Annotated in this window: 10 protein-coding genes and 2 rRNA genes; 7 read left to right on the top strand and 5 right to left on the bottom strand. The window is 39.0% G+C overall.

Annotated elements, in window-relative coordinates; genetic code table 11:
* Positions 1 to 234 precede the first annotated feature (234 nt).
* From DBO93_RS10800 to folD, 3 genes are all read left to right on the top strand, one after another.
* Positions 235 to 3125: ribosomal RNA gene (locus DBO93_RS10800) — 23S ribosomal RNA — on the top strand.
* Between the two features lie 153 nt (positions 3126 to 3278).
* Positions 3279 to 3393 (top strand): 5S ribosomal RNA (gene rrf, locus DBO93_RS10795).
* A gap of 666 nt (positions 3394 to 4059) precedes the next feature.
* The gene (gene folD, locus DBO93_RS10790) at positions 4060 to 4923 is read left to right on the top strand and encodes a bifunctional methylenetetrahydrofolate dehydrogenase/methenyltetrahydrofolate cyclohydrolase FolD (RefSeq protein ID WP_108456353.1); all 864 of its coding nucleotides are present in this window, start codon (positions 4060 to 4062) and stop codon (positions 4921 to 4923) included.
* A gap of 102 nt (positions 4924 to 5025) precedes the next feature.
* Here folD and DBO93_RS10785 read toward each other — a convergent pair whose 3' ends face one another.
* Entirely contained in the window at positions 5026 to 5520 is a 495-nt protein-coding gene (locus DBO93_RS10785) for a GNAT family N-acetyltransferase (protein ID WP_162533772.1), read from the bottom strand.
* A gap of 229 nt (positions 5521 to 5749) precedes the next feature.
* On the opposite strand from DBO93_RS10785, the gene DBO93_RS10780 reads away from it, so the two are divergent.
* The 3 genes from DBO93_RS10780 (at position 5750) to DBO93_RS10770 (ending at position 10342) form a co-directional block, all read left to right on the top strand.
* Positions 5750 to 7099 (top strand): DEAD/DEAH box helicase, encoded by a 1350-nt coding sequence (locus tag DBO93_RS10780; protein ID WP_108456351.1) that lies wholly within the window; start codon positions 5750 to 5752, stop codon positions 7097 to 7099.
* A 326-nt stretch (positions 7100 to 7425) separates the two neighbouring features.
* Positions 7426 to 9858, top strand: a complete 2433-nt coding sequence (locus tag DBO93_RS10775; RefSeq protein ID WP_108456350.1) for a tetratricopeptide repeat protein — start codon at positions 7426 to 7428, stop codon at positions 9856 to 9858.
* 28 nt (positions 9859 to 9886) lie between these two features.
* The gene (locus DBO93_RS10770; RefSeq protein ID WP_108456349.1) at positions 9887 to 10342 is read left to right on the top strand and encodes a hypothetical protein; all 456 of its coding nucleotides are present in this window, start codon (positions 9887 to 9889) and stop codon (positions 10340 to 10342) included.
* A gap of 98 nt (positions 10343 to 10440) precedes the next feature.
* On the opposite strand, the gene rlmJ is transcribed toward DBO93_RS10770, so the two are convergent.
* From rlmJ to DBO93_RS10750, 4 genes are all read right to left on the bottom strand, one after another.
* Entirely contained in the window at positions 10441 to 11283 is an 843-nt protein-coding gene (gene rlmJ, locus DBO93_RS10765) for a 23S rRNA (adenine(2030)-N(6))-methyltransferase RlmJ (protein ID WP_108456348.1), read from the bottom strand.
* Between the two features lie 90 nt (positions 11284 to 11373).
* The gene (locus DBO93_RS10760; RefSeq protein ID WP_108456347.1) at positions 11374 to 12966 is read right to left on the bottom strand and encodes an ABC-F family ATPase; all 1593 of its coding nucleotides are present in this window, start codon (positions 12964 to 12966) and stop codon (positions 11374 to 11376) included.
* Between the two features lie 597 nt (positions 12967 to 13563).
* Complete coding sequence (locus tag DBO93_RS10755; RefSeq protein WP_108456346.1) at positions 13564 to 14166, bottom strand: thiamine biosynthesis protein ThiC; 603 nt, start codon at positions 14164 to 14166, stop codon at positions 13564 to 13566.
* Between the two features lie 625 nt (positions 14167 to 14791).
* Positions 14792 to 17158 (bottom strand): YgiQ family radical SAM protein, encoded by a 2367-nt coding sequence (locus tag DBO93_RS10750; RefSeq protein WP_108456345.1) that lies wholly within the window; start codon positions 17156 to 17158, stop codon positions 14792 to 14794.
* 378 nt (positions 17159 to 17536) lie between these two features.
* On the opposite strand from DBO93_RS10750, the gene DBO93_RS10745 reads away from it, so the two are divergent.
* Complete coding sequence (locus DBO93_RS10745; RefSeq protein WP_108456344.1) at positions 17537 to 20011, top strand: prolyl oligopeptidase family serine peptidase; 2475 nt, start codon at positions 17537 to 17539, stop codon at positions 20009 to 20011.
* The last annotated feature ends 146 nt before the right edge of the window (positions 20012 to 20157 follow it).

Raw genomic sequence — 20157 nt, 5'->3', positions numbered from 1 at the left:
AATTATAAATACCAAGCTGTTGTTAACGGGAATATCGCCTGTTAATGATGGTGATTACGGGTCCTCCTCGGAAACGTAATCAACCCGGTAGTTTATTTACGTTTAGTTTACTAATCGTAATGAATTACCACTCTTATTCAAGACACACTTTGTGTGCGTGAAAATGTCAGACTTTACAATTGAGCGGGTTTTGTCACCTGCTTGTACCAAATAGGAAACTACTTGGGGTTGTATGGTTAAGTGACTAAGCGTATGTGGTGGATGCCTTGGCAGTTAGAGGCGATGAAGGACGTGTTAATCTGCGAAAAGCTTTGGTGAGGTGATAAAAACCGTTATAGCCAAAGATGTCCGAATGGGGAAACCCACCCAAGGTAACTTGGGTATCATTAAGTGAATACATAGCTTAATGAGGCGAACCGGGAGAACTGAAACATCTAAGTACCCCGAGGAAAAGAAATCAACCGAGATTTCGTTAGTAGCGGCGAGCGAACGCGAATTAGCCCTTAAGTGGTTTGTAAGTTAGTGGAATCTACTGGAAAGTAGAGCGATACAGGGTGATAGCCCCGTACACGAAAATAAACTTATCATGAAATCGAGTAGGTCGGCACACGTGAAACGTTGACTGAACATGGGGGACCATCCTCCAAGGCTAAATACTCCTAACTGACCGATAGTGAACCAGTACCGTGAGGGAAAGGCGAAAAGAACCCCTGTGAGGGGAGTGAAATAGAACCTGAAACCGCATACGTACAAGCAGTGAGAGCCGGATTTAGTCCGGTGATTGCGTACCTTTTGTATAATGGGTCAGCGACTTATATTCTGTAGCAAGGTTAACCGAATAGGGGAGCCGTAGCGAAAGCGAGTGTTAACTGCGCGTTTAGTTGCAGGGTATAGACCCGAAACCCGGCGATCTACCCATGGGCAGGTTGAAGGTTGAGTAACATCAACTGGAGGACCGAACACACGTATGTTGAAAAATGCGGTGATGACTTGTGGGTCGGAGTGAAAGGCTAATCAAGCCGGGAGATAGCTGGTTCTCCCCGAAATCTATTTAGGTAGAGCCTCGCACGAACACCATTGGGGGTAGAGCACTGTTAAGGCTAGGGGGTCATCCCGACTTACCAACCCTTTGCAAACTCCGAATACCAATGAGTGATATGCGGGAGACACACTACGGGTGCTAACGTCCGTTGTGAAGAGGGAAACAACCCAGACCGCCAGCTAAGGTCCCAAAGTACTAGTTAAGTGGGAAACGATGTGGAAAGGCATAGACAGCTAGGAGGTTGGCTTAGAAGCAGCCATCCTTTAAAGAAAGCGTAATAGCTCACTAGTCGAGTCGGTCTGCGCGGAAGATGTAACGGGGCTAAACTAGTCACCGAAGCTGCGGATTTGAACTTAGGTTCAAGTGGTAGGGGAGCGTTCTGTAAGCCGTTGAAGGTGAGTTGTAAAGCTTGCTGGAGGTATCAGAAGTGCGAATGCTGACATGAGTAACGATAAGGGGAGTGAAAAACTCCCCGCCGAAAGACCAAGGTTTCCTGTCCCATGTTAATCAGGGCAGGGTAAGTCGGCCCCTAAGGCGAGGCGGAAACGCGTAGTCGATGGGAAACAGATTAATATTTCTGTACTTCTATATATTGCGAAGGAGGGACGGAGTAGGCTAGGTGAGCACGGCGTTGGTAGTCCGTGTGAAAGTATGTAGGCGGTTGTCTTAGGTAAATCCGGGACTTCATTCAACGCTGAGATACGAGACGAGACTCTACGGAGTTGAAGTCATTGATGCCATGCTTCCAGGAAAAGCTTCTAAGCTTCAGATATATAGGAACCGTACCCCAAACCGACACAGGTGGTTAGGTAGAGAATACTAAGGCGCTTGAGAGAACTCGGGTGAAGGAACTAGGCAAAATAGTACCGTAACTTCGGGAGAAGGTACGCTCTCTCGTGTGAATCCCTTGCGGAGTAAGCACAGGAGAGTCGAAGTAACCAGGTGGCTGGAACTGTTTATTAAAAACACAGCACTGTGCAAAATCGAAAGATGACGTATACGGTGTGACGCCTGCCCGGTGCCGGAAGGTTAATTGATTGGGTTATCTTCGGAGAAGCTCATGATCGAAGCCCCGGTAAACGGCGGCCGTAACTATAACGGTCCTAAGGTAGCGAAATTCCTTGTCGGGTAAGTTCCGACCTGCACGAATGGCGTAATCATGGCCACACTGTCTCCACCCGAGACTCAGTGAAATTGAAATTGCGGTTAAGATGCCGTATACCCGCGGCTAGACGGAAAGACCCCGTGAACCTTTACTATAGCTTGACAGTGAACATTGCTCCTACATGTGTAGGATAGGTGGGAGGCTTTGAAACCGTGTCGTCAGATGCGGTGGAGCCAACCTTGAAATACCACCCTTGTATGCGTGATGTTCTAACCTAGGGCCCTTATCGGGCTTGGGGACACTGTCTGGTGGGTAGTTTGACTGGGGCGGTCTCCTCCTAAAGAGTAACGGAGGAGCACGAAGGTTGGCTAAGTACGGTCGGACATCGTACGGTTAGTGCAATGGCATAAGCCAGCTTAACTGCGAGACAGACACGTCGAGCAGGTACGAAAGTAGGTCATAGTGATCCGGTGGTTCTGTATGGAAGGGCCATCGCTCAACGGATAAAAGGTACTCCGGGGATAACAGGCTGATACCGCCCAAGAGTTCATATCGACGGCGGTGTTTGGCACCTCGATGTCGGCTCATCACATCCTGGGGCTGAAGTCGGTCCCAAGGGTATGGCTGTTCGCCATTTAAAGTGGTACGCGAGCTGGGTTTAGAACGTCGTGAGACAGTTCGGTCCCTATCTGCCGTGGGCGTTTGAGAATTGAAGAGGGCTGCTCCTAGTACGAGAGGACCGGAGTGGACGAACCGCTGGTGTTCGGGTTGTTATGCCAATAGCATTGCCCGGTAGCTACGTTCGGAACTGATAACCGCTGAAAGCATCTAAGCGGGAAGCAGGCTTTGAGATGAGTTCTCACTGGAGCTTTAAGCTCCCTAAAGGGTCGTTGGAGACTACAACGTTGATAGGTTGGGTGTGGAAGTGCTGCGAGGCATTGAGCTAACCAATACTAATTACCCGTGAGGCTTAACCATACAACACCCAAGTGGTTTTGTTGTATGAAGTTTGACAAAAGTGTAGGAATACACGCATCACGCATGACAATTGTGTGAATAAGAGAAAAAAAACGTATTTATTATCATTGAGACACGTCTTAATGAACAGCTTTCAAGATTGTACCTTTTTTGTCTAGCGACAATAGCGACATGGCCCCACCTGATCCCATTCCGAACTCAGAAGTGAAACGTGTTAGCGCCGATGGTAGTGTGGGAGTTCCCATGTGAGAGTAGGACATTGCTAGGCTTCTATTTAGAAGAGCCCGTTACGATAGTGACGGGCTTTTTGCTGTCTGGAATTTATAAACTAAAACTCGTTATGTGAGAGGGACACCGTTCCTGCACATACATGTTCTCACGGCATTAGTGCATCTCGGTAATTGCTCCTGCATTACTCTACTAACCTACATCCATGTAGGAACTTGCACGTCATTGCTAGGCTTCTATTAAGAAGATCTCGATTCGAAAGAGTCGGGCTTTTTGCTGTCTGGAATTTATAAACTAAAACTCGTTATGTGAAAGGGACGCCGTTCCTGCACATCCATGTGCTCACGGCATTAGTGCATCCCTGCACATCATTGCTCCTGCATTACTCTACTAACCTACATCCATGTAGGACTTGCGCGTCATTGCTATGCTTCTATTTATAGAAACCCGTTACTGATGTAACGGGTTTTTTGCTTTCTGTCGTTTATAAAATACAAATGGTGGTTAAAAATAAAATAACTATAGTGTGACATGACCACTTTTATTCTCTCGACTACGTTGTTCTACTATTCTATATCTTATTAATCTTTAAATTTTTATCTAAGTGCTTTTAATTCAAAGTTATTTTACATAGGATAAGCTATTAATCAGCGTTTTATTTTAGCGCAGTTGCCTCCCTTATTTTTGATGGAAAATGTGAATCATAATGAATATAGATGGAAAGTTAATAGCCAAAGAATTAAGAGAAAAATTAACTGTTGAAGTTGCCGAGTTAAAAGCGAAACACGGTGTACAACCCTTATTGACTGTCATTATCGTTGGGGACGATCCCGCTAGCCATATTTACGTTAAGAATAAAGTTAAACAAACGCAAGAGGTTGGTATGATCTCTAACGAGATATTATTACCTGCTAATACCACTGAGCAATATTTATTGCAGCAATTAGAACAACTTAATAATGATACTAGTGTGCATGGTATTCTCGTTCAATTACCTTTACCAAAGCATCTAAATGAAAGTGCTGTTATTTCCGCTATTAACCCAGATAAAGATGTTGATGGCTTTCATGCGGTTAACTCAGGTAGATTATTTAATGGTGAAAGTAATGCACTCGTTCCATGTACGCCTCAAGGTTGTGTTTTACTAGCTAAACATCATATAGGTGAAGACTTAACTGGTTTACATGCTGTCATTATTGGTCGTTCTAATATTGTTGGTAAACCTGTCGCTATGTTATTTTTGCAAGAAAACTGTACGATTACGATTGCTCATTCAAAAACAAAGAATTTAGATGAAGTGTGTAAGCAAGCAGATATTTTAGTAGCTGCTGTTGGTATTGCTCAGTTTGTTAAAGCTGATTGGGTGAAAAAGGGAGCTACGGTTATTGATGTAGGCATTAACCGCATTATAACCGAAGATGGTAAAACCAGATTAGTTGGTGACGTTGACTACGATAATGTCGTTACTAAGTGTGGTGCAATTACACCAGTTCCTGGCGGTGTAGGACCGATGACCATCGCTTGTTTATTGAAAAACACCCTGGTAGCGACTAAACGCTATCTTACATAATTTTATAAATAGCTATGGTTAACATTATCTCTATAACTCTCTGATATTTTACAGTACCCAACTAGCAAGGTGTTAATCGTCATAAGTAGAAACGTAAGTGGGTTAATTTTGGCTAGTGATACCAGAGTGGTTACTATATAAATAACAGTGAAGGTTTGGTTGTTTGCTTTGATAACGGTTAAGTCGTTGCCTGAGCTCTTGCGGTAGTGTTTTTATTTCGGCAGTAGAATTATAAGTAACGAAGAGATTCTTTATATAAAGCCCTTGTAATGCAACATCAGCGAAACAGATTATCTTTTTGAATTTAGATCCAAGATGTTCACTATTTATAATTGCTTGTAAAATCACACTCGCTATTTTTTTACCACGCATTACTTTATCAATAACTAAGCCATGTAATAACCAATAATCACCACATACTTGACCTGCAGATAATATAACGCTCGCTACAATTTTGTTATTAAGTTTAACTATGTAGCAATGATCTTTGCCAATAAATCTAGCAGAGTATTGTTGTGATTTATAAAACCTCATAATATCTTTTTTATCTGATTTTAACGCTTCTACAACTTTGTACGGCGATGATTCGAGCTTCATATTCATTAATTTATTTGTTTTAATCCGCAGTAAGTGACACGATGAAGTTTATTTATTAACAATATAAAACGTAGATAAATAGTTATCAAAAACCCAGTAGTAAAATATTTTGCTTATTGATTAAATAGTTTGGCTTAATGTTGAAGTTTACAGGTTATAATAAGCCAATGAATATCTTTATGTGTCAATGTAATAATAAAACACCAGTTAATTAACGTGGAGAGTAAGCTTGCAGTTTAGTGATTTTGGTTTAGATAGTAAAATAATGTCAACAGTAGAACATTTAGGTTTTAATGCACCTACTGAGATCCAGCAGCAAGCAATTCCTGCTGCTATGACTGGTCATGATTTAATAGCATCATCTAAAACAGGCTCAGGTAAAACGTTAGCATTTATTATTCCTGCCATGCAGCGATTGTCAAAGAATCGTGCATTAAGCAAACGAGATCCTCGTGTACTTATATTAACGCCAACCCGAGAATTAGCTAAACAAGTTTTTACACAATTACGAATGTTTACTTCAGGTTCAGCTTTCAAAGCAGTTCTTATTCTTGGCGGCGAAAACTTTAACGACCAAGTAAAAGTACTTGAGAAAGACCCTCATTTTATCGTAGCAACGCCAGGTCGTTTAGCAGATCACTTAACGCAAGGTCACTTTTATCTTAGTGGTTTAGAATTGCTCATTCTTGATGAAGCTGATCGCATGCTAGATCTAGGCTTTGCAGAACAGTTGGCACAAATTAATAAAGCAGCTGATCACCGTAAACGTCAAACGTTACTGTTTTCGGCAACTTTAGACCATGCACAAGTTAATGATTTTGCTTTAGCATTATTGAAAAAACCAAAACGTATCGCTATTGGTAGTGCTCATACTGAACACAAAGATATCACCAAACGTTTTTATCTTTGTGATAATTTAAGCCATAAAGAAAAGCTTCTTGCGCACTTTATTGCCACAGAGAATCATCAACAAATGATTATTTTCACGGCAACTCGTGCTGACACTGATAGGCTTTCTACTTTATTATCTGAGCAAGGGCTTAGTACCGTAGCCCTCAGTGGTGAGCTTAACCAAGGCCAACGTAATCAGATAATGGATGGCTTTAGTAAAGGCCAACAAAAAATCTTGATCACCACGGATTTAGCTTCTAGAGGCTTAGATTTAATTAATGTTTCTCACGTTATTAATTTCGATATGCCAAAGCACACCGAAGAGTTTGTTCATCGTATTGGTCGTACGGGCCGAGCAGGTAGTACGGGCGATGCTATTTCTTTTGTTGGACCAAAAGACTGGATAAGTTTTAAAAACGTTGAAGGCTTCTTACAACAAAAATTAAGTTTTGATACTGTTGAAGGCTTAAAAGCTAAATTCAAAGGAATAAAACCTAAAAAGCCAATAATTGATAGCAAAACCAAAGACAGTAAAAAGTCGGTTGTAGTAACTAAAAAAGCAAAGCCAAAGAAAAATGTGAAAAATACTTTTTTAGCGCAAGATGCTGGAGATTTACCTGTATTAAAACGCAAGCAAACGGTTGCTCCACAAAATATTGAAAATAATGATGTTGATGAAGTCGATTAAATTTCAATAGCGAGTTTAGCTAATAATACCTACAAACCCACTTTCCTGTTTAATTTTAATAAAAAATAAAACAGGAAAGTGGGTTTTCTATTTTATAGCATGAAATTAAAAATACATTCCATTCTTTAAGCTCTCATAAATTCAATTTACGAATACTATCTTCTATGAAAATAATGCCAAATAAAGCCATTGAATGCTGCATTATCATATTCAGCTATTCGCTATTTTTTCTCATATAAACAATACTAATAACAGTTTAAAATCCATTAAATTTATAAAGAGTTGCCAATAGGCAAGCTGTACTCTTTCTTGTAGGGTTACAATACGTGTCAACCAACAATGAACAAGAAGCTAGCATTTTATTAGGAGCCGTTAATCAGCACTTCAGTGTAGATACTGAGCTTCATCAAGGCTTCCAAATAGGCAGTCTTGTAGTAGAGCCTGATTTAGGTGTAATCATCCGAAATGGTCAGCGATACCATTTAGCACCCAAGGCGATGGAAGTTTTACTATTTTTAGCTTCAACTAATGGTGAAATAGTCTCTCGTGAGGATATTCTAGCTTTTGGCTGGGGCGATAATCATGCAGCAAAAACTAATGTAACTCATATCATCAGTGAAATTAGACATGTGCTTGATGACCACAAAGAATGTCCGACATATATTCAAACAATCCCTCGTAAAGGCTACCGTATGCTTTTACCAACAGAGAAAATTTCTACTAATAGCATTTGGCCATTCTCTAACGATGATCTAGAACAAAGTGGACACTCAGCCAAAAAATGGAAGTTATCTTTTTCATTATTAAAAAGTAGCCGACTTATTAACGCTAGCGCGGCATATTTAGTGGTTTCTTGGGTTTTATTACAAGTATTTTCAATTGTATTACCTATTTTTGATGTACCAACATGGGGAGGGAAGTTAGCCGCCTTAGCTTTAGTGGTAGGCTTTCCTATTGTGATCAGTTTTCAATGGTTTAAGGAGTTTAAACTTAGAAAAAAATTTGCAAATGAAGATAATAAACAACCTAAATTTATTTATCGCCAATTCGCTGTTGATAGTTTTTTTGTTTTGCTGATTTTATTTTTTATATATTACATTTCTACTCATTTAATTAAAAAAATAGAAACGGAAAGTACCATTCAACCACTTAATATGACGCTGGAAAATAAGGTACCGATAGTCAATGTAATTGAAAATGCAGTAGCAATTCTTCCATTTCATACTTCAGCTACTGATAATCATCAATACTTTGTTACAGGCTTACAAGAAGAACTGATTAACTTATTAGCCTTAAAGCCTGTTTTTAAAGTCGCCTCTATTCGGGCAATTAATGCTTTGGATCCTGAAGCAAGTATTGAACAAATTAAAAATAACTTGGGGGTTAAATATATTGTTGAAGGAAGATCTAAAACGGTAAAAGATACTTTAATTATTAATACTATCATGACTGATGTAGTTACCGGCTTTCAAGTTTGGTCGGATGAATCTGTAGGGTCATTCGATGGCTTGGTTTTACTTTATAATGAACTGTCGCGCAAAATTATAAGCGCATTACATTTAGTGGTCGTGGGTGATAAGTCAGTTAATAATGTTAATTATATGCCGACAGAAAACTTCTCTGCTTACGATGCTTACTTGCAAGGTAAGGAAAAATATAGAAATTCAAAAAGTATGGCAAGTTTAATTGCAGCAGAGGAGCTATTTATTAATGCCCTGCAATTAGACCCTGATTTTGTTCAAGCATCGTCAGCATTATGCCAGACCTATTTAGATAAATACTTGCTTAACGATGATACAAATGAATACCAGAAGGCACTGAATGTTTGTCAGTTAATTGCAAGTAATGAAACTGTATCTTTTGAATCTCAATTAGCATTAGGTACTTTGTATCGTGTTAATGGCCAATATGAAAAGTCTGAACTACATCTAAACAAAGCAAGGTTGATTAAGCCAACATCAAGCGAGGTACATATATCATTAGCGGCTTTATATGCTAAACAAGAGCAAAGTGATAAAGCTGAAAATTTCTATCAACAAGCCATTGATTTAGAACGGGGTAATTGGCAAAATTATTATGATTATGGGTTGTTTTTATTTTACTCAGGTCGTTATGAACAGGCGATAAGTCAATTTAACAAAGTCATTTTAATCAATAAAAATACTGCCATGGCCTACAATGCGCTGGGCGCAGTTTATTATCTGGTGCTTGATTTCGAACAAGCTAATATTGCTTGGTCAAAATCATTAGCCATTAAACCCACTGCAGTAACCTTTTCAAATTTAGGTACCGTATTATTTTTTATGCAGCGGTATGAGAATGCGGTCGAAATGTATTTACAAAGTGCTGAGTTATCTCCATTAGACCCAACAGTTTGGGGTAATTTAGGTGACGCATATAAATACAGTAAAAATAGTACAGAAAAGGCAAACTCTGCTTACGAAAATGGTCTTAAGTTAGCGAAAAAAAATGCAACAATTAATGATAAAGATCCTAATATTCAAGCACTCATTTCTCGTTATTATTCTGAATTAAAACAATGTGAACAAGCAAAAAAACACCAAAACATTGCGCTTAATCACAACCTAAAAGACCCTTATATTTATTACGACTTAGCAATCGTTTCCATTAACTGTTTCGATGAAGATATTTTGAAGTCGTTTATTGAAAAAGCTATTAATTTAGGCTACCCAAGTAAGCTTTTATTGGCAGACCCGCAATTTTACGACTATAAACATTGGTTGAAAGAAGTTATTTGATGTTATTAACCTGAATAAGGAAGATTCAATGAATACGCTAAAAGTAAAACCCATAAGTACGATGGTTAAAGTATTAATGTTTTTAATCGCGTCTAGCTCTATATTCGCAATGGCAGCGAATAGTAACAAAGATAGGCAGCTAATAATTGAAGTTAACCCATCTACACATTGCGCAATAAATGTGGTTCCATCAGACCATGAAAGTAACTGCGCCTTGTTATACCCTGCAGATAAAAACCCCTGTAAGAATGATCCCGAATGTGTCTGTTCCAAAAAAGAGAAATACATTTCTTGGCAAACAAGTACAGGTGATGAATTCGATATCAACTTTACTGATGGTTCGCCTTTTAAAAGGTGTGACTACAGTGCAGGTCGTGATGGAAAGGTTCGTTGTAAAATAAAAAATGATGGTGACTATTATTATGAAGTCAATGTCGAAGGGTGTGATTCCAACCCTTATGATCCGCGAATAGTAGTTCAATAAGTGTTGGCAGTATTAACTATAATTAAGGTAAGTCATTCAGCAAATAACTTACCTTAAGTTTCAGCTACGTTTATTCTAAACTAATTTGTTAAAACGACTTATTCATCGATAAGTTGTTTCACAAAATACGAACTTTCTTCGCTACCTAAATGGGTTTTTAAATAAGGAAGTATTTCATTCAATTGGCTATTTAATTGCCATGGCGGATTTACAATAAATAATCCTGTACCTGTCATACCGTATTCTTGTGTATCAGCTTGTTGGCAATACTCTACTTGTAATAAATTACGTACATCACTTTTTACGAACGAGTCTTGCATCTGTTCAACTAGTTCACGCTTAACAATCGGGTACCATAAAATGTAAGTGCCGGTTGCGAATTTCTTATAAGCATTAACGATAGTGCGAACGGCTTTTAAGTAATCTTCTTTTAATTCATAAGGCGGATCGATTAACACTACACCGCGTCGGTTTGGTGGTGGTACTAAGCCTAAAACACCTTGATAACCGTCAGATTGCTTAACATGAGACTTATTCCAACGCTGACTGTATTCTTTTAAGTGCTCAATGTCAGTAGGGTGAAGTTCAAATAAATGTGCGCTGTCTTGACGTCGGGTAAACTGTCGAGCGATACCAGGAGAGCCAGGATATAAAGAAAGTTCATCTTGATCACGATTTAAGCCTTTGACTAAATCAATGTAAGGCTCAATGGCTTCAGGTAAATCTTGTTGCTCGATTAATTTGGCAATACCATCTTTATATTCACCTGTTTTTTGTGCATATTCATCGGCTAGTTGATACATACCTGCACCCGAATGGCTATCAATATAATAAAAGCCTTTTTCTTTTCGGGTCATATATTCGAGTACTAAGGTTAATACCGAGTGTTTTAAAACATCAGCAAAATTTCCGGCGTGAAAAGCATGGCGATAACTGAGCACAGTAGCTCCTTTAATAAACGTTAAATAAAAATAAAGGTATCATAATAAGATCATGATACCTTGTTAAGCATTGCTAAATGTGAGCTAAGTCTATACTTGAGAAGCTAAATATTCGTCGTAGCCACCTGCAAAGTCAGTGTATCCACCATCTTCTAATTCGATAATACGCGTCGCTAAACTTGAAACAAACTCACGGTCATGACTGACGAATAAAATAGTGCCTTCAAACTGCTCCATTGCCATGTTTAGTGACTCAATAGATTCCATATCCATATGGTTAGTCGGTTCATCCATAACAAGAATATTAGGCTTTTGCATCATTATTTTACCGAAAAGCATACGTCCTTGTTCACCACCAGAAAGCACTTTCACTGACTTGTTAATGTCATCAGCTGAGAATAATAAACGCCCTAAATAACTACGAACGGCTTGTTCGTCGTCGGTTGGTTGACGCCATTGACTCATCCATTCGAATAAGGTCATATCATTTTCAAATTCATGGCTATGATCTTGTGCGTAGTAACCAATGTTAACGTTTTCTGACCAAGTGTATAAACCTGACGTGGGTTGATACTCAGCTTCGCCCATCATGGTACGTAAAAATGTTGTTTTACCAATACCGTTTTGACCAATAATAGCCACACGTTCGCCTACTTCAATCATCATATTAAGGTCAGTTAAAACCTTATTATCATCAAAGATCTTGTTTAGATTCTCGAGAACAAGGGCATTACGGAATAATTTCTTTTCTTGTTCAAAACGAATAAACGGATTAACACGGCTTGATGGCTTTACATCGGCCAATTGAATTTTATCAATTTGTTTAGCACGAGAAGTGGCTTGTTTTGCTTTTGATGCATTGGCAGAAAATCGCGCCACGAAAGCTTGTAGTTCACCAATTTGTGCTTTTTTCTTGGCGTTGTCAGACATCAATTGGGCTCTAGCTTGCGTAGACGCTAACATGTACTCGTCGTAGTTACCTGGGAATACACGTAACTCACCGTAATCTAAATCAGCCATATGGGTACAAACACTGTTTAAAAAGTGACGGTCATGCGAGATGATGATCATGGTTGAATCACGTGCGTTCAAGGTTTCTTCTAACCATTGAATGGTATGTATGTCGAGGTTGTTGGTTGGCTCATCAAGTAATAAAATATCGGGGTTTGAGAATAGTGCTTGGGCTAATAACACACGCAATTTCCAACCAGGGGCAACTTCACTCATTAAACCGTAATGTTGATCAACAGGAATACCTACACCCATTAATAGTTCGCCAGCGCGACTTTCTGCACTGTAACCGTCCATTTCAGCATATTCAGCTTCTAAATCACCGGCACGCATACCATCAGCTTCACTCATTTCTGGTAAGGCGTAAATGCGGTCACGTTCTTCTTTTATCGCCCACAACTTGGTATGACCCATGATTACAGTATCAACAACAGAAGTTGCTTCAAAGCCAAACTGGTCTTGACGAAGTTTACCAATGCGCTCGTTTGGATCTAAGGCAACGTTGCCAGATGTTTGCTCTAAATCACCACCCAAAATTTTCATAAAGGTTGATTTACCACAGCCATTGGCGCCGATTAAACCATAGCGGTTGCCGCCACCAAATTTTTGTGAAATGTTTTCAAATAACGGTTTAGCACCGAATTGTTGGGTAATATTGTTTGCAGCTAACATATGAATTCCGTAGCGAGTGTTTAGATGAGTTAAGTTAAAGCGTTAACTCATACTTTAAAAATGTAAATAATGCGCGCGATTATACAGGTGTTTAATGATTAGCGAAAGTAGAGCACTTGCTTAACTTTACTTAATCTAGAATACGAAAATAGAAGGGGACTGTAATAGCAAAGAAAAGACGCTTTGAAGGGGGTAAAGTAACAATTAGTCGCTCGGTAGAATAATTATTATAAGCTTTAAGCTACTCATTGAACTTTCATATTACTAATGCTCAGAAAGTTTATCAGGCTAGTCATTATAATTTGTTTTTCAAAATGATTTTTATACAGGTAGGTTTAAGTGAATACTAATAAAATTTTTCTGGTGTGCTTTTATTTTTTAACCTGTTTTGCGTATTGACGCCGTAATGGGCGAGAATCTCATTACCCATTTAAAATTTTAATGTGACACTTTACTTTACTTTATTTTATGTAGACGGGGTGTCCATGCAATTATTTTTGGCAAAGGCTAATGCAAATGCAAACATCGGTATATTCACTATGCACCGATGCTTATACATTATTTATAAAGACTACTTCACGCGTGAGGTATTAAGTTTTAGTCTTCTTTACGGTAAATACTTATCAAGCATATCGCTAGAAGTAACGTCGCAATCATGCCCGAGGCGCCAGCGACACCAGATGGAAGAAAACCATCACGCCCAAAGGTAATTAAAATGCCATTGGCAAACATAGCAACCCCACCCGCTAACGCTGTAAGGCCTCCTATCGCTTTGCCACCTTTAGCTATACTTGTCATTCCAAAAACAAGTGCTGCTAACCCCAATAATACTTTGGCTGCATAGTAAATCATGAAAGACAAAGCAACCACGCCACCAATTAAAGGTTGCGCTCCTTCAATTTCACCTGCAACTTTTCCAAATGATGAAAACAAAGTCAGGCCAATACTCACCTGCACGATGTTAAGTACAGCACTAAAGGCAATAGCCGACCATCCCAGTTGACAATTTTTTGCTTGCACCATGGCTGCACCAGCAAAGGCGACAAGAACAGTAAATATCAATGCTTCTAGCCCCCATGCAAACTGCCTTGAAAAACTAATTTCAGCAGTGTAAAGAGCAGTAAAAATAGCCTGTGTTATCGCCAACACCAATAATAAAGATGCCGTAATTAGCATTGTGCGTTTATTTGTAAATTCCATTATGTACCTCTAATAATTATATATTTAACGCTTTCTCATAGCTTTATTTCACTAGATTAGCCCAAGTTTTATATGGCCCACCACAAATAAGTAGCAAATGAGCGTAAGTTGTTACCTCGCCTAAAACATAAACTATCGAAGCTACTATCAGCATGCAAATGGCTTACACTGTTAAGTGATTTAAACGGGTAGCTATTTTTTAAACAGCATCTTCCATTCAGAATATAAAATCCACTAAATCAAGTTATATACAGAGCTGTTACTGTGACTTAACGCTCTAAAAAGAGTTTTATGGGTGCAGTAGCTTTGAAAACGTCAAATAGATGAGACTTTTTATGACGTAGTTTTCATACCTGAAAATATAGGACAGGCAATACTATTTAATTCTTTCACTCAAACCTATAAAAATAATAATTCTTAGAAATTAGGATGATACCCATTTAAGATTTTGATGTTGTGATATTTTATTAAGCGAGGGTGAACCCACAATTTCGAGAGGACAACTGTATCTATCACGTTTGGGTGAACAATGTTTTAAGGTGTTTCTATCTGGAGCACAAACAAAAAAAGCCTAGCGATAACGCTAGGCTTTTTGACTTTTATCAATAGATTAATAACTTAAACTTTAACGCGGATTGTTACTACGTTTTTTCTTTACAGGGCTTGTCGGTTTTCTGTCACTAAATTGATTATCAGAAAAACGTGTTAAACCTTGTTTAGCTTTATCGCCAGGTTTAGCTTTTTTAGCGGTTACTGGCTTTTTACCATAACGCTTTTCTTGGCCCGGCGAGGTTTTATTGCCTAAGGCATTATTTTTACCTTTGCCGTTATTTTTATAATGCACCTGTTGGCTTTCATTTCTTGTTTCATTAGGTACTAAACAACCAGGCTTACTACCAATGAGTTTTCTTGCAAGGCCCATTTTTGTTAAAGCGTCACGAATAATGCCCCAGTTAGCAGGATCATGATAACGCAATATCGCTTTATGCAAACGGCGCTGAATTGTGCCTTTTGGTACGGATACAGACGCGCTATCTTTTTTTACATTGCGCAATGAATCTATTTCAGTGTGATAAAGCGTTGTAGCGTTTGCCAAAGGCGACGGATAGAAATTTTGTACTTGGTCGAGCTTAAAGTCGTTTTCTTTTAACCATAATGCGAGGTTTACCATGTCTAAATCGGTAGTACCTGGATGCGCTGATATGAAGTAGGGGATCAAATATTGCTTTTTACCGGCAAGTTTAGAGTAATGATCGAACATTTCTTTAAACTTGTTATAGCTGCCCATACCAGGCTTCATCATTTTATTTAATGGCCCTTCTTCGGTATGTTCAGGGGCAATTTTTAAATAGCCACCCACATGATGAGTTGCTAGCTCTTGAACATATTCAGGGGATTCAATCGCTAAATCGTATCTCACGCCTGAAGCAATAAGAATTTTTTTAATACCTTTAACTTTTCGCGCTCTGCGATATAAATTAATGGTTGGAGTATGATCGGTATCTAAGTGACCACAAATAGTTGGCCAAACACATGACGGTTTACGACAAGTTGCTTCAGCTTTCTCACTTTTACAATTCAATTTGTACATGTTGGCGGTAGGGCCGCCAAGATCGGAAATAACGCCAGTAAAGCCCGGTACTTTCAGTTTAATATCTTCAATTTCAGCGATAATAGAATCTTCACTACGACTTTGAATGATACGTCCTTCATGCTCAGTGATAGAGCAGAAAGTACAACCACCAAAACAACCACGCATAATATTGATTGAGGTTTTGATCATGTCGTATGCAGGTATTTTAGCATCACCATATGAAGGGTGAGGTACACGTTGATAAGGTAAACCAAATACACCATCCATTTCAGCTTCTGATAACGGCTTTGCTGGCGGGTTTAACCAAATAAGGCGGCTACCGTGCTTTTGTACTAATGGTTTGGCAGACGTTGGGTTTACTTCTTGATGAAAAATACGTGAAGCATGGGCATAAAGGGTTTTGTTGTCTCTTACTTGCTCAAAGGTTGGCAAGTTAATATAAGTAGTTTCCCATGGTTTTTTCTTGTCTGCCCACGACACATTTTTATGGGCAGCCGCTCTAAACTCACTTAACTGAATAGGTTGCGCTGTTTTCGTTACATCTTTTTCCGCTGCATTTGTTACCATTTCTTCAGCGGCTTTAGCTGCAGCATCGGCCGATGTTGTTGCACAATCAGGCGAGGTCATATCTTGGTAAGGGCTATAAATAGGGTCAATTTTCCCAGGCTTATCAATACTACGTGAGTCAATGCCTTTCCAACCCGGTAGTACTTGGTTCGCTAAAAATGCGCTACCACGTACATCGGTAATGTTTTTAACATCGTCGCCATTGGCAATGCGATGGGCAATTTCAATAAGCGGACGTTCGGCATTGCCGTATATAAGTAAATCAGCTTTCGAATCAAACAGTACCGATTGACGCACTTTGTCAGACCAATAATCATAATGAGCTACCCGGCGTAAACTCGCTTCGATACCACCAATAATAATAGGCACGCCTTTGTAGGCTTCTTTACATTTTTGGGTATAAGCGGTTACGGCGCGGTCAGGGCGTTTGCCACCTTCATCGTTAGGCGTGTAGGCATCATCATGACGCATACGGCGTTCAGCGGTGTAGCGATTGATCATCGAGTCCATATTGCCGGCGGTTACACCAAAAAATAAATTAGGTTTACCTAGTTGCATGAAAGCGTCTTTGGTTTTCCAATCAGGTTGAGCAATTATGCCAACGCGAAAGCCTTGCGACTCAAGCATACGACCAATAACCGCCATGCCAAAGCTAGGGTGGTCAACATAAGCATCGCCAGTTACAAGAATAATATCGCAACTGTCCCAGCCTAACACATCCATTTCTTGTCGAGACATCGGCAAAAATGGCGCAGTGCCATAACATTCTGCCCAATACTTAGGGTAATCGAATAGTTTTGGTGTTGTTTTCTGGGTTGGAGCTAAGTTCATACATTACCTAAATTAATTTTTATACTAGAGACTCGCGTGATTTTATTCACGTTTATAGCCTAACAATGATCATTTACAGTACATTCACATTGATAAGGCGCGCGATTATAACAGAGATAAAAGCTTAAGCCTAAATAAGCTTAACGTGGTTTCTGATATTGACAGGCTTTCATCTTATAAAATTCGTTATTGGTCGTGTTAACGCTTAGTTTTATTGAATATTTAGTCATAGCTTAGTATAACTAGGCGTAATTATTTTGATGAACAAATTTATAACTTTCACAGTATTAACGTATTTATTAACAGTTATTTAATCGTTTAGATAAGTATTCTTTAGTCAGACCCCTTATAAATAAACCAATATAAGTAAAATAAACTATGAAACTACAATTAATTGCTGCTGCTATTAGTTTTTCTTTAGCCGCATGTGCATCAACAGCTCAGAAAAAGGTTACGTTAGATAATAATGCTATGACCAGTGAAGCGCCTGTTAGTGTTTTAGCAACATCTGCTGCAGGCGCGGCAAGTGCAACGACAATTACCCTAGAAAAAATTATGTCTGATCCTGATTGGTTCGGTCGCTCTCCTGAATCATGGTACTGGGGCGATGACAGCCAAACTGTTTATTATCAACAAAAGCAAGTGGGTAATCCCTTAAGAGATTTAATACAAAAAAATGTTTCAACCCAAGGTAATGGTGACGCCGTTAAGTTAGCGCAAATGCATGTTGTGGCTGACACCAATGCGGTATTAAACAACGCTGGAACACATGAAGTTTATACCTTTGAAGGTAATGTTTTTGTTAAAACGCTCGCTACACAAGCGGTGCAGCAATTAACCTATACTTCTGCCGTTGAATATTCAGCCATGTTTCTAACTAATGGCAATGTTGCATATCGTGTGGATGATGTTTTTTACGCACATGATATGAATAGCCAAAAAATTATAGAATTAGCAAATTTAAAAATGTCTGATGGTGAAAGCGCAGCCACAGATACCCCAAACTATATCGCTAACGAACAGCATGAGTTGATAGAATATATTGCTTTGCAAAAGCGTAATAAAGATTTACGTGCAGAACAAAAACGTCAGTTAAGAGTGAAAAATAGCACTGTAACACAAACGAATTTTTACTTCGGTAAAGGTAACGAGGTTGTGCATGCTAGCCTTTCTCCTGCTGGCGATAAGCTAGTAGTAAGTGTTGCATCAGACAAGTCAGCACGAAATGACAGCGATATAATGCCTAACTATATTGCTGGCGATGGCCATATTAAAGCACAAAAGGTGAGAAACCGTGTCGCTGATAACCGCCAATATGCTGAACAACTTTATATACTCGATTTAAGCCAAGGCACTAAAGCATTATTGAATTACGACAGTTTGCCAGGTTTTGATGAAGATGTACTCGCCAGTGTTCGTAAAGAAAACTACGCTCGTGAAGGAAAAACATACACCTCTAAAAAATCAGCACGTAATATTCATGTAATGCAAGCTTGGGATCCTATTCAATGGCAAAAAAATGGCAAGCAAGTTGCTGTAATGTTGGAAGCTTGGGATAACAAAGACCGCTGGATTGCCACCGTTGATTTAGAGAAAAAAGCGTTAGTTTCTCAGCACCGTTTACATGACGATGCTTGGATTAATTACACCTTCAACGAAATGGGATGGTTAAGTAACTCTAGCAGTTTATATTATCTTTCTGAAGAAAGTGGCTACGCACAATTATATGTTAAGCCTATTAACGGCAAAGCCAAGGCTTTAACATCAGGAAGCTATGAAGTTAATGATTTAACTCTATCTGCTGATGAGAAAACAATTTACTTTAAGGCTAATAAAAAACATCCTGGAATTTATGAGATCTATAACGTTGATTTAGCCTCTGGTAAGGTCAAAGCGTTAACTGATTTAGGGGGCATGAATGATTACGCCCTTAGTCCAGATGAATCTAAACTTTTAGTTCAGCATTCAAAAATCACCATGCCGCCTGAACTTTATATTAAAGAATTAGCGAGCAACAGCGAAGCAATTCAAATAACTCACACTGTATCTGAAACGTTTATGGCTATGCCATGGTCTGCACCCAATGTAGTCGCGATTGAGTCTTCACACCAAGAGCAGCCTATTTATTCAAAAGTGTATTTACCTAAAGGGTATGATCAAAATAACACTAAAAATAAAGCGGTAATGTTCAGTCATGGTGCCGGTTACCTGCAAAACTCACACTTAGGTTGGTCAGGTTACTTTCGTGAATATATGTTCCATAGCATGTTAGTACAACAAGGTTACGTGGTTATTGATATGGATTACCGCGCATCAAAAGGTTATGGCCGTGACTGGCGAACCGCTATTTATCGACATATGGGTAAGCCAGAAGTACAAGATATGCGCGATGGTGTAAATTGGTTGGTTGAAAATGCCAATGTTGATGCTAAACGAGTAGGTACTTATGGTGGCTCTTATGGCGGTTTCTTGACCTTGATGTCGATGTTTACTGACCCCGAGTTATTCCAATCTGGATCAGCATTACGTTTAGTGTCAGATTGGGCATATTACAATCACGGATATACCGCCAACATTTTAAATACACCCGCTGATGACCCTATCGCTTATGAGCGTAGCTCACCAATTTACTTTGCAGAAGGCCTAGAGAAACCTTTACTTATCAATGCTCCAATGGTTGATGATAATGTTTTCTTTCAAGACACGGTACGTTTAGTACAACGTTTAATTGAGCTAGAAAAGCAAGATTTTGAAACCGCTATTTATCCGGTAGAGCCGCATGGTTTTGTACAGCCAAGTTCTTGGTTAAATGAATATCGTAGAATTTATAAGTTGTTTGAAAATACGCTTTAAGCGTTAAAGCTTATACACTGTTAAAGGCCTCATCTGAGGCCTTTTTATTATCACAAATGAAGCTATCAAACATTGCGTGAATTTACTTAATGTTGATAAAACTTAACTTTATCGTTTAATAAATAGCAGTCGTAAGTTACGTAAGT

Origin of the sequence: Colwellia sp. Arc7-D (genome assembly GCF_003061515.1) — a bacterium.
In the GTDB taxonomy this organism is placed as follows: Bacteria; Pseudomonadota; Gammaproteobacteria; order Enterobacterales; family Alteromonadaceae; genus Cognaticolwellia.
The sequence above is the reverse complement of the archived record's forward strand: the minus strand, read 5'-3'. Positions and strand labels throughout refer to the sequence as shown.

Coding starts and splice junctions, on each gene's coding strand:
- folD (WP_108456353.1), top strand. CDS start 4,060: ATGAATATAGATGGAAAGTTAATAGCCAAAGAATTAAGAGAAAAATTA.
- DBO93_RS10785 (WP_162533772.1), bottom strand. CDS start 5,520: ATGAAGCTCGAATCATCGCCGTACAAAGTTGTAGAAGCGTTAAAATCA.
- DBO93_RS10770 (WP_108456349.1), top strand. CDS start 9,887: ATGAATACGCTAAAAGTAAAACCCATAAGTACGATGGTTAAAGTATTA.
- DBO93_RS10760 (WP_108456347.1), bottom strand. CDS start 12,966: ATGTTAGCTGCAAACAATATTACCCAACAATTCGGTGCTAAACCGTTA.
- DBO93_RS10755 (WP_108456346.1), bottom strand. CDS start 14,166: ATGGAATTTACAAATAAACGCACAATGCTAATTACGGCATCTTTATTA.
- DBO93_RS10750 (WP_108456345.1), bottom strand. CDS start 17,158: ATGAACTTAGCTCCAACCCAGAAAACAACACCAAAACTATTCGATTAC.
- DBO93_RS10745 (WP_108456344.1), top strand. CDS start 17,537: ATGAAACTACAATTAATTGCTGCTGCTATTAGTTTTTCTTTAGCCGCA.